Origin of the sequence: Flavobacterium covae (genome assembly GCF_001534645.1) — a bacterium.
In the GTDB taxonomy this organism is placed as follows: Bacteria; Bacteroidota; Bacteroidia; order Flavobacteriales; family Flavobacteriaceae; genus Flavobacterium; species Flavobacterium covae.
Window position 1 is genome coordinate 693,752 of sequence record NZ_CP013992.1, and the last position, 11,844, is coordinate 705,595.

General features: G+C 30.8%; 8 protein-coding genes. All 8 read left to right on the forward strand.

All coding sequences use genetic code 11. The features are described from left to right. The first annotated feature begins 21 nt into the window (after nt 1-21). The 8 genes from AWN65_RS02980 (at nt 22) to AWN65_RS03015 (ending at nt 11,837) form a co-directional block, all read left to right on the forward strand. Nucleotides 22-1,626 carry a SulP family inorganic anion transporter gene (locus AWN65_RS02980; protein ID WP_060381797.1) on the forward strand — a complete coding sequence of 535 codons (1,605 nt, stop codon included), beginning with the start codon at nt 22-24 and terminating at the stop codon, nt 1,624-1,626. Next, nucleotides 1,620-2,387: a DUF2490 domain-containing protein gene (locus AWN65_RS02985; protein WP_060381798.1), complete on the forward strand. Its 768-nt coding sequence runs from the start codon at nt 1,620-1,622 to the stop codon at nt 2,385-2,387. The genes AWN65_RS02980 and AWN65_RS02985 overlap by 7 nt, the downstream gene beginning before the upstream one ends. A 64-nt stretch (nt 2,388-2,451) precedes the next feature. Beyond that, nucleotides 2,452-3,705: a TolC family protein gene (locus AWN65_RS02990; protein WP_060381799.1), complete on the forward strand. Its 1,254-nt coding sequence runs from the start codon at nt 2,452-2,454 to the stop codon at nt 3,703-3,705. Between the two features lie 9 nt (nt 3,706-3,714). Continuing rightward, complete coding sequence (locus tag AWN65_RS02995) at nt 3,715-4,806, forward strand: efflux RND transporter periplasmic adaptor subunit (protein WP_060381800.1); 1,092 nt, start codon at nt 3,715-3,717, stop codon at nt 4,804-4,806. Beyond that, nucleotides 4,806-6,146 carry a carbohydrate porin gene (locus tag AWN65_RS03000; protein ID WP_060381801.1) on the forward strand — a complete coding sequence of 447 codons (1,341 nt, stop codon included), beginning with the start codon at nt 4,806-4,808 and terminating at the stop codon, nt 6,144-6,146. The genes AWN65_RS02995 and AWN65_RS03000 overlap by 1 nt, the downstream gene beginning before the upstream one ends. A gap of 11 nt (nt 6,147-6,157) precedes the next feature. After that, complete coding sequence (locus AWN65_RS03005) at nt 6,158-9,256, forward strand: efflux RND transporter permease subunit (protein ID WP_060381802.1); 3,099 nt, start codon at nt 6,158-6,160, stop codon at nt 9,254-9,256. A gap of 144 nt (nt 9,257-9,400) precedes the next feature. Next, nucleotides 9,401-11,050, forward strand: a complete 1,650-nt coding sequence (locus AWN65_RS03010; protein ID WP_060381803.1) for a hypothetical protein — start codon at nt 9,401-9,403, stop codon at nt 11,048-11,050. A 28-nt stretch (nt 11,051-11,078) separates the two neighbouring features. Next, entirely contained in the window at nt 11,079-11,837 is a 759-nt protein-coding gene (locus AWN65_RS03015; RefSeq protein WP_060381804.1) for a hypothetical protein, read from the forward strand. Nucleotides 11,838-11,844 lie beyond the last annotated feature (7 nt).

Genomic DNA, 11,844 nt, shown 5'->3' on the forward strand with positions numbered 1-11,844 from the left:
ATAAAAAAATATTCATTATATATGAACACAAAAAATAAAATTAATATTCCTACTGACGGATTAGCAGGATTAAAAGAAAATTTTTCATCTGATGCCATTTCAGGTTTTATCGTTTTTTTATTAGCATTACCTCTAAGTTTAGGAATTGCTAAAGCATCAGATTTTCCACCGATAATGGGTTTAATTACCGCAATTATAGGAGGTATCCTAGTAAGTATACTATCTGGATCAAAGTTGACTATCAAAGGACCAGCAGCTGGGTTAATTGTAATTGTTGCAGGTTCTGTAGCCGAATTTGGTAAAGGAGATGCAACTTTAGGTTGGAAACTTGCTTTAGGAGCCATGGCGGTAGCTGGGGTAGTGCAAATACTTTTTGGACTACTAAAGTTAGGAAAACTAGCTGATTTCTTTCCGCTTTCGGCTATACATGGAATGTTAGCTGCAATAGGTATCATTATTATTGCAAAACAAATTCCTGTTTTGTTAAATGATGATCCAACTTTAGCAAAAGGTAAAAAACCTTTAGAATTGTTAATAAATATACCTAATTTTATTATAAATCTTGATCCAAAAGCGACTTTAATAGGTATAATTAGTTTAACGATTATGATGGGATGGCCATTTATTAAAAATACTTTTATCAAAAAAATCCCAGCACCACTTGTAGTTTTGCTTTTTGCTATTCCTGCGGAATTGTTTATGGATTTTAAACACACGGAACCACCTTTTGCTTTAGTCAAAATAGGAAATCTAGTAGAAAATCTAAATATAAATGTTGATTTCTCAGGAATATCACAAACAGGACTTTTTATAAAATATGTCATTATGTTTGCCTTAGTAGGGACTTTAGAATCATTACTGACAGTAAAAGCAATTGATTTACTAGATCCATTTAAAAGGAAATCAAACAACAACAAAGATTTAATTGCAGTAGGAGTAGGAAATGTGTTGGCAGCATTTTTAGGAGGATTACCTATGATTGCTGAGGTAGCTCGTAGTTCTTCCAATGTAAATAATGGCGCAAAAACACGTTGGGCTAACTTTTTTCATGGACTATTTATTTTATTATTCTTATTAGTGGCTGCTCCCATATTAGAAATGATTCCTAATGCAGCTTTAGCCGCAATGCTCATTACAGTAGGAATTAAATTAGCACATCCTAAAGAATTTATTCATACTTTTGAAATAGGAAAAGAACAATTAGCAATATTTTTAGTAACTATTTTCTTTACTTTATTTGAAGATTTATTAGTAGGTATCGGTGCAGGTATGCTTCTTAATATAATTATTCACTTGTATCACGGTACTCCTCTTAGTTCTTTTTTTAAAGCACCTACTGAAGTTTTGTTTGAAGGAAATGAATATCAGATAAATATTAGTAAAGCTGCAATTTTTACCAATTTTTTAGGAATTAAAAGAAAATTAGAAGAAATACCTTACGGATTTAACGTAACTATAAATCTCAAAGAAACAAAAATGGTTGATAATTCCGTTTTAGAGAATTTAGAACATTTTAAACATGATTATGAAGCCAATGGAGGAAAAGTAAATATAGTAGGCTTAGAATCTCATCAAGCTTTTTCAAATCATCCTAATTCATCTAGAAAAAAAATTACAATATGTTAAATAACGAATTTAAAAAACTATTTCTTTTTTTTGTTTTATCTTTCATAACAATTCAAAAATCATTTTCTCAAAAAGTAAACCACAACAATGATGTTTGGTTACATTATGTTGGAAAAAATATGCTTACAAAAAGGCTATCTATTACCCTTGAAGCAACTATGCGTTATGCCAATGGTTTTAATGAAAAGCAACAATGGTTTATTAGACCATCGGTAGATTATCAATTTAACAAAAGTATAGTAGGTAGTGTAGGGTATTCACATTATGATACTTATGTGTATGGTGAAACTCCTCTAAATAAAATAGATACTCCAGAAGATCACGTTTGGATACAAGGAACCTATACCGCAAATCTTGGTAATTTTAAAATTATAAATAGATTACGTGATGAATTTCGATTTGTAGGGATTCCAGTTAAAAACGCTTCTGGAGATTATGTAATAGATCATTATGAGCATAGAAACCGTTTGCGTTATATGTTTTTAGTTAATTATCCTTTAACTAAAGATACAAATGGAAAATCTAAATTGTTTTTAAACGTTGGTGATGAAGCCTTTTTAAATATCGATGTAACAGGTGCTAAAACTTTATTTCAACAAAATAGAGCCATTGCTGGTTTTGGATATAATATTAATGCACACCATCAGGTACAATTAAATTACATTCACCAAAATATTTGGAATCTAGGAAATACAATTCAAGAAAATAACCCAACATTAAGAATATCTTACCTAACAAATTTTGATTGGTATACTAAATAAAAGATTTTTGAGTTATTTATTACGATGAATAAAAAACTTATGCTATCTAAAAAAATAAATAAAAATGTTAAATAAAAAAATAAAAAGTTTTTTTTTCTTTCTTATTTTTAGTTCTATTTATTCACAAAAAGTACTCAAATTAGAAGAATGCGAATTAGCTTTAAAAAAAAATAATTTACAACTAATTGCACAACAATATAATATTGAGGTATCTAAGGCTCAGATAATCCAAGCCAAGATTTGGCAGCAACCTCTAGTGTCGGGAGAAGTAAATCTTTATAATCCTGAAAAAAAACTTTATTTTGATGTGGGTGTAACAGGGCAAAAAGCTTTTGCTATTCAACAGCTAATTTATATGGGAGGTAAAAAACGGAATGAGGTTGCTTTTGCAAAATCAAATTCTCAGCTTGCCGAGTTACAATTTGAGCAGGTCATGCTAAGTTTAAAATACCAGTTAGCACAAAGTTTTTCTAGTGTTTACTTTGATAACCAAAAAATAAAAGTCATTAATGAACAAATTGAAAAATTAGAATCATTATTAAGTGCCTATAATGAACAAGCAAAAAAAGGAAATGTTTCTTTAAAGGATGTAGTACGTTTGCAAACACTTGTTTTAGGTCTAAAAAATGACAAGATTTCCATCACAAAAGATATTATTTCTAATCAGCAAACTTTATCATTAATTACAGGTATTTCTGAAGTTATAGAACCCAATTTAAACGAAAAAAAAATATTGGATGATTATTCAGCCACCTTCTTTTCCAAAGAAGATATGAAGAAAAAACTTATCGAAAATAATCCAGAATATTTGTGGACCCAAAAAATGACCGAAAGCCAAGAATTATATCTCAAATGGCAACGATCATTAAATACACCAGATGTTACTTTAGGAGGGTCTTACGATCAAACAGGAGGAGCATTTAAAAATCAAGTAAATTTAACTTTTGCTGTTCCTCTACCACTTTGGAGACAAAATAAAGGAAATGTAGCTATAGCAAAAGCACAATTAGAGCAAAGTAAAACCAATTTAGAGTATAAAAAACAAGAACTTGAAAACAGTTTAGATACAGCATATCTAATTTGGCAGCAATATACCCAACAATATAAAACTATTTTAGAAGACGATAAAAAAGAACTAGAAGCAGTATATGAAGGAATAGTTCAAAATTTTGAAAGAAGAAACATAACCCTTTTAGAGTTTACAGATTTTATGGAAAGCTATAATGAAGCTGTCATACAAAAAAATGAAATCAAAAAACAATGGGTAATTTCAGGTATAGGAATTAATTATATAACCAATAGTCAAATTTTTAAATAACCAATAGGTATGAGATATTGTAAAATAATTATAGTAATTATAACAGGCGTTTTTTTTAACTTATTGAGTTCTTGTAAACAAGAAAAAAAAGAAGAAGTTCAAGAATCCTTTTCTCTAACAGATAAAGTATTGGCATCTACACAAATGAAAGAAGCCAAAAAAGAACAACTAAAAAATGAAATTCAATTTTTTGGTAAAATTACCGCTGATAATAACAAATACATAGAAGTATACCCCGTAGTAGGAGGAAATGTTACAAAAGTTTTTGTACAATTAGGCGATTATGTTGAAAAAGGACAGGTTTTAGCAACAATTAAAAGTACCTCAGTCGCGGGATTTCAAAAAGAGTATGATGATGCCCAAAATGAAGTAGTAGTAGCCAAAAGCAATCTAAAAGCCGCACAAGAAATGTACGAAGGAAAACTTAATACAGAACGCGATGTATTAGAGGCTAAAAGCGCCTATAATAAAGCTTTAGCCCAGTTAAAAAGAACACAAGAAACCAATACAATTTATCAAATACACGCAGGATCAATTTTTGAAGTTCGAGCTCCTATATCAGGATTTATTACACAAAAGTCAATTAATGAAAACACATTATTGCGTGACGATAAGACAGATAATATTTTTGATATAGCACAAATTAACAAAGTATGGGCCATAGCCAATATTAATGAAAGTGATATAGAACTAGTAAAAGTAGGAGAAGATGCTGAAATTACAACCCTCAGCTATCCAGACAAAAAATTTTATGGGAAAGTAGATAAAATTTTCAATATCATTAACCCAGAAACAAAAGCCATGAGCGCACAAATTGTGTTAGATAATCCTAAATTTTTGCTTAAACCCGAAATGCGCGCTAATATAAAGCTATCTTATAAAGAAAATGAATATATGATGGCTGTACCTTCCAATGCGGTTATTTTTGATAAAAGTAAAAATTTTGTGATGATTTTTAAATCAAGAACCAATATAGAAACACGTCAGGTTGAAGTTTTTAGACAAGTTGGTGATGTAACCTTTATATCAGCAGGATTGAACGAAAGAGAAAAGGTTATTACAAATAACCAATTGTTAATTTATGATGCTTTAAACGACTAATGAAAAAATCAATTTTTATTCTTGTAATGTGTTTTGCCCTAAAAAGCATTGCACAAGTTAATGATACTATAAATCATCAAAAAGGATTTACTATACACGCACAAACTACCGTTATCAATCAAACAAAAGCAGGGTTTAATGCTCCTTATTCAGGTGATAATAGTTTAGTAACAGATAATGAAAGTAAAACTTCTATGACAGGTACACTTTATCTAGGAGCTAAATTATGGAAAGGTGCAAGTATTTATCTTAATCCTGAAATAGCAGGAGGTTCTGGTCTTAGTGAAGCATTAGGGCTAGGAGGTGCTACAAATGGAGAAACATTTAGAATAGGCAATCCTGAACCAAAGATTTATGTGGCTAGGATGTTTTTTAAACAGATCTTCGATTTGAACAGAGGTGAACACAAAAAAGATATTCAAAATTATTTTCATAATCACAGTGATTTTAATCAGTTAGACGAATATATTCCAAATAACTATTTAACCTTTACAATAGGAAAGGTAAGTCTTGCCGATTTTTTTGATGATAACCGTTATAGTCATGATGCGCGTACGCAGTTTATGAATTGGGGCTTAATGGCTAATGGAGCTTGGGATTATGCAGCTAATACCCGTGGTTACACTCCCGCAATTGTTTTAGAATATGTAACACCAAAACACGAATTACGTTACGGTACCGCTTTATTGCCTTTACTAGCAAATGGTAATGATATGAACTGGAATTACCCTAAATCTTCTTCACATAATTTAGAATATACTTATAAGTTTAGTATAAATAAACGACCAGGAGCGGTACGAGCACTTACTTTTTTCAACACAACTTATATGGGCAATTATGAAAAAAGTATTGCCCTAAATCCTTTTAGTCCAGATACAAAACAAGTACGAGTGCATGGCGGAACCAAGTTCGCTTTTGGTTTGAATGCTGAACAAGAATTAGCCAATGATTTTGGTGTTTTTGCGCGTTTAAGCTGGAATGACGGAAAATATGAAACTTGGGCATTTACAGAAATAGATAGAAGTTTTAGTTTAGGAGGAGTTTTAAACGGTAATCGTTGGAATCGTAAAAGCGATGTTTTAGGCTTGGCTTATTTAGTTAACGGACTTTCAAAACCTCATCAAGATTATCTAAAAGCTGGAGGAAAAGGCTTTATGTTAGGTGATGGTTATTTAAATTATACTCCTGAACATATTGTTGAAACTTATTATTCTGCGGAGTTAGTTAAAAATCAAATGTATTTAACAGGAACCTATCAGCTTATCCTAAATCCAGGATATAATGCAGATAGACAAGGTCCAGTAAATGTTTTTTCAGTAAGAGTACATTGCCGAATTTAAAAAAATAAATTATGAACAAATTCATAAAAAATATAATTGCTTTTTCATTAAAGAATAAACCTTTTACATTTTTTTGGGTCGCAATACTTGTTATTTCTGGTTTTGTTGCTTTTAAAAATATGCCTATTGAAGCCTTTCCAGATGTAACCAATACACAAATTATTATTGTGACAGAATGGAATGGAAGAAGTGCCGAAGAAATTGAACGCTTTGTAACTACACCTGTGGAAATTGCTATGAATTCAGTACAAAAGAAAACAAGCGTTCGTAGTATTACCATGTTTGGTTTGTCAGTAATTAAAATCATTTTCGAAGATGATGTTGACGACTTTTTTGCACGGCAACAAGTAAACAATCAGCTACGAAATGTGTCGCTTCCCGATGGAGTAACTCCAGATGTACAACCTCCTTATGGACCTACAGGCGAGATTTTTAGATATACACTTCAAAGTAAAAAACGCGATAGTAAAGAATTATTGACACTACAAAATTGGGTAATCGATAGACAACTAAGAGCAGTGCCAGGTGTTGCTGATTTAGTTGCTTTTGGAGGGCAAGAAAAAACATACGAAATAAGTGTAGATCCTAATAGATTGGCAAAATACGGTGTAACCCCGTTACAAGTATATGAAGCCGTAACCGAAAGTAATATTAACGTAGGAGGAGATGTCATCGAAAAAAATGGTCAAGCTTATGTGGTTCGTGGTGTTGGTTTACTAGGAAGTATTCAAGATATTGAAAATATCATTGTTGACGATGCAGGCGGTAATCCTATTTTAGTTAAAAACCTTGCCGATGTTCATGAAAGCGCAATGCCACGAGTAGGACAAGTTGGTTTAAATGATAATGATGATGCTGTTGAAGGAATTATCGTGATGCGTAAAGGTGAAAACCCAAAAGAAGTCTTAGAGCGTGTAAAAGCAAAAATAGAGGAATTAAATACGTCTATTTTGCCTAAAGATGTTAAGATGGTGACATTCTACGACAGGGATAATTTGATGAATTTCACTACCGAAACGGTAATGCATAACATGTTTGAAGGGATCATTTTTGTAACAGTTATTGTATTTCTTTTCATGGCCGATTGGAGAACCACCATTACGGTATCTATTATTATTCCGTTATCTCTTTTATTTGCATTTTTATGCTTGAAACTAAAAGGAATGAGTGCTAATTTACTTTCTCTTGGTGCGGTCGATTTTGGAATTATTATTGATGGAGCCGTCGTTATGGTCGAAGGGGTCTTTGTGACACTAGACCACCTCGCACATCAAAAAGGAATGGATAAGTTTAATAAGCTTGCCAAAGGAAAAATTATTAAACAAACAGGAACCACCTTAGGGAAAGCTATTTTCTTTTCAAAGCTTATTATCATTACTGCTTTACTTCCCATTTTTGCTTTTCAAAAAGTGGAAGGAAAAATGTTTTCTCCTTTAGCTTATACTTTAGGTTTTGCTTTATTAGGAGCCTTAATTTTTACATTAACACTCGTACCAGTACTATGCCATATCTTTTTGAATAAAAATGTAAAAGAAAAGCACAATCCTTTTGTGAATTTTTGGGACAACTTGGTTCAAAAAGGCTTTGGTTGGACTTTTGCAAACAAGCGAATTACATTGATTGTATCCACTTCTTTAATTGCCTTGATACTTTTTTCAGCCAAATTTATGGGAACCGAATTTTTACCACAGCTTAATGAAGGGGCTTTATGGGTAGAAGCAAAATTCCCTATGAGTCAAAGCTTAACAGAAACGGTAAAAAAAACAGCCTTTTTACGTAAAGAACTACAAAAATTCCCTGAAGTAAATGGTGTTTTAAGTCAGGTAGGCCGTAGTAATGATGGTACAGATCCAAGTGGGTTTTATTACGTGCAGATGCAAGTAAACTTAAAGCCTAAAGACGAATGGAAACGCAAAATATCTATGGACGATTTAGTTCGTGAAATGGATAAAAACCTATCGCAATATCAAGGAATAGGATTTAATTATTCACAACCCATTATTGATAACGTAGCCGAAAGCGTAGCAGGTATTAATGCTTCTAATGCGGTGAAAATTTATGGTGAAAATTTAGAAGAATTAGATCGGTTAGCAAATCTGGTGATCTCTAATATAAAGAAAGTAGAAGGAATAAAAGACGTAGGGATTTTACGTAATGTAGGACAACCCGAAGTGAGTGTAATTTTAGATCGCGATAAAATGGCTGCCTATGGAGTAAAAATTTCAGATGCACAAGCAGTTTTAGAGATGGCTTTTGGAGGAAAAACAGCTACCGAAAAGTACGAAGGTGAAAGAAAATTTGATGTACGTGTTCGTTATTTAAAAGAATATAGAAAAGATGAAAAAGATATGAGCAACTTGTTAGTACCCACTATTAACGGAAGTAAAATCCCTATTAAAGAGTTTGCAACCATCAAAAAAAATACAGGACCAGCATTTATCTATCGTGATAATACCAAACGTTTTATTGGCGTTAAATTTTCAGTTAGAGATCGTGATCTAGGGAGTACCATTGCAGAAGCACAACAAAATGTATCTAAATTAAAATTGCCTACAGGATATAGCATAGGATGGACTGGCGAATTTGAAAATCAAGTACGTGCCACAACCCGTTTGGGACAAATGGTGCCAATCAGTTTAGTAGGAATCTTTGTATTATTATTTATTATGTTTGGGAATATAAAAGATTCATTATTAGTCCTAACTAACGTTCCTTTTGCTATTATAGGAGGTATTTTAGCACTGCACATTACAGGTATGAACTTTGGAATTTCAGGAGGAGTAGGCTTTATAGCCTTATTTGGAATTTGTATACAAAATGGCGTAATACTAATAGCTGAATTTCACCAAAATATAAGAGAAAGAATGCCTATTGAAGAAGCCATTTTACAAGGAGTAAAAATGCGTACAAGACCCGTAGTCATGACCGCTCTAATGGCATCAATAGGATTATTACCTGCGGCTATAAGCACAGGAATAGGTTCCGAAAGTCAAAAGCCTTTAGCAATTGTAATTATAGGAGGATTGATTACCGCAACTATACTTACCCTACTCGTTTTTCCTATTATATTTTGGTTATTCAATAGAAGTAAACAAATTAAAATAGTATAGTATATACCACGTAACTAAAAATATATTTTAAACCTAAAAATACCTCAAAATCTATTTCACTCTTGAGGTATTTTGTTTTTTAAGCTTTTATACTCCTACATCTTTTTTGAAATTAATACCTTTGAATCCAATTAAAAAAATAAAATGGAAAAAACATTTTTAATGCTTCTTGTCTCGGTTTTAGCCATTACAACAAATTATTCCCAGATAAAAATATCGCCAGAATATTCTTATAAGATAAGTGAACCATATAAGGTTTTTGATGCCCGAAATAAAGTTTATTTATCCAAAGGAAATGAAGTTATGGCAGTTAAATTAGATAGAGAAGAAATTTTAATTCAAAAATTTGATTCAAATAAACCAGCTTTTATAAAAGAAACAAAATATGAAAAGATATTCCCTAGAAACTACTCTTTCGAAGAAATTTTAGAAATAAATAACAAATATTATTTGTTTTATTCTTCTTGGGATGGCGATGCTGAAAAAGAACAATTGTTTTTTAGAGAAATTAATTTTGATAAAGGAGAGTTTTTCCCAGAATCAAAATTATTATTCCAAGTTGGAGGTAAAATAGCAGGAACATTAATGTCAAGCGGAATGGGATTTTCCTATGCAGTAGAAGACAAGTTTGACTTTTATCAATCTAATGATAAAAGCAAATTATTAATTCAGTACAGAAAAAAACCCGAAGTAAAGAGAGATACAAAGAGCTATGATATAATTGGTTTGCGTTCGTATGATAAATCACTAAATAAACTGTATTCTAATGAAGTTACGATGCCTTATACAGAACGTAGAATGGAAAATTTAGATTACCAACTAGATTCAAAAGGAAATCTGTATATGTTAGAAAAAATTTATCATGATGATTCAGCAGATGAGAAAAAAAGAAAAAAAGATGAAGAAGCAAACTATCATATAGAATTGTTAACAGTTAAAGCAGGTACTGATAAAATAAATATTTCAAAATATGAAAATGCCAACAAGTTTGTGAATAACCTTTGGATTTTAGACACAAACAAAGATCAATTAATTTGTGGTGGTTTTTATAGTGAAATAGCTAAAGGGAAATCAGATTATGATGATATAGATGGAGTGGCTTTAATTAAATTTGATAGTCAAGGAAAAACAATTTATTCAACCTTTCAGCCAATCCCTTTAGAAATCATCAATCAGTATGAAAGCAATAGAACAAGAAGAAGAAACGAAAAAAAAGAAAGAAAAGGAGATGATCCTCAGTTTAGGAATCTTGTTTTTAGAGATATGGTATTAAATCCTGACGGAAGTGTCGTATTAATAGGAGAACAAAACTATATTATTAATAACTATATTCAAGGAGTGAATGGCTCTCCAGGAGGAAATTATTATACCTATCATTACTGTAATATTTTAGTAACAAAATTAAAAGCAGACGGATCTTTAGCTTGGATGAAAAAAATACCTAAGAATCAAATGGGATTTAAAGGAAGAGGAGGGATGTCTTATAAATACTTTAGTGCAAATAATAAACATTATTTAGTGTTTTTAGATAATATTAAAAATATAGATTTGCCATTAGATAAAGAACCTGCTCTTCATAAAGATGAAAAAGGAGGATACCTGACTTCTGTAAAAATTGACGATGTTACAGGAGAGTGGTCTAAAGGAGCTATTTTAAATTCAAAAGAAGTAGAAGATTTTAAAATCTATCAGTTTTCTGTAAATAGTATCATACAAATAGCTAAAAGTACATTCATGTTTGAAGTGTATAAAAAGCGTAAAGAAGATGTTATGATTAAAGTTGATTTAAATTAGTATTATTGATTTCTAAAATTAAATAAATATGAAAAAAGTAGGATTATCATTATTGTTCATAACAAATGTTATGATGGGGCAAACAGTAAAGTTTGAAAAAGAAAAAATTAAAGAAATGGAAACTGTTCTTTTTGAAGAGACTTTTGTTACCGTTAACAATAAAAAGACTTCAACGGTTATTTTAAAAGATGGTCGTACAATTATTGGTTATTTTAAAGATATCAATAGAAAAAAAGGTCAAATAGAGGAAGTTGAGGTAAAAGACAGCGTTACAGGAAAAGTAGAAGATTTTGAAGCTTCAAAAATTTCTGAATTGTATTTATCTCCAAGTGGCTCTGAAAAATTTAGAAAAACTATGAAACATTTTACAAATATTCGTAGCATGAGTACAAAAAATCATAAAAAAGCCACTAATAAAGAAACCGTTTTTTATAAAAATCAATTGGTTTCTTTGAAAAATAAAAAAGAAGAAAAGGAATATTTGATGCAATTAATAAACCCTTCTTTTAATAGTATTATTGAAGTTTATGGAGATCCAAATGCAAATGAAACAGGAGGTGTAGCTATTGGAGGAATGAAAATGGGCGGAGGTGTTATTAAATCTTATTATGTCAAAAAAGGAGATAAAATGATTTGGTTACATAAAGATGAATTTAAAGAAACATATAACAATTTATTTGGAGATAACGCGGAGTTTATGAAAAATTACCCTTTAGATTCAGTAAAATGGGATTATTTTAGTTTCTTGATTTATGAATATACAAGAATGACTTTAGAATCTAAGTAATAATCAA

Coding starts and splice junctions, on each gene's coding strand:
- AWN65_RS02980 (WP_060381797.1), top strand. CDS start 22: ATGAACACAAAAAATAAAATTAATATTCCTACTGACGGATTAGCAGGA.
- AWN65_RS02985 (WP_060381798.1), top strand. CDS start 1,620: ATGTTAAATAACGAATTTAAAAAACTATTTCTTTTTTTTGTTTTATCT.
- AWN65_RS02990 (WP_060381799.1), top strand. CDS start 2,452: ATGTTAAATAAAAAAATAAAAAGTTTTTTTTTCTTTCTTATTTTTAGT.
- AWN65_RS02995 (WP_060381800.1), top strand. CDS start 3,715: ATGAGATATTGTAAAATAATTATAGTAATTATAACAGGCGTTTTTTTT.
- AWN65_RS03000 (WP_060381801.1), top strand. CDS start 4,806: ATGAAAAAATCAATTTTTATTCTTGTAATGTGTTTTGCCCTAAAAAGC.
- AWN65_RS03005 (WP_060381802.1), top strand. CDS start 6,158: ATGAACAAATTCATAAAAAATATAATTGCTTTTTCATTAAAGAATAAA.
- AWN65_RS03010 (WP_060381803.1), top strand. CDS start 9,401: ATGGAAAAAACATTTTTAATGCTTCTTGTCTCGGTTTTAGCCATTACA.
- AWN65_RS03015 (WP_060381804.1), top strand. CDS start 11,079: ATGAAAAAAGTAGGATTATCATTATTGTTCATAACAAATGTTATGATG.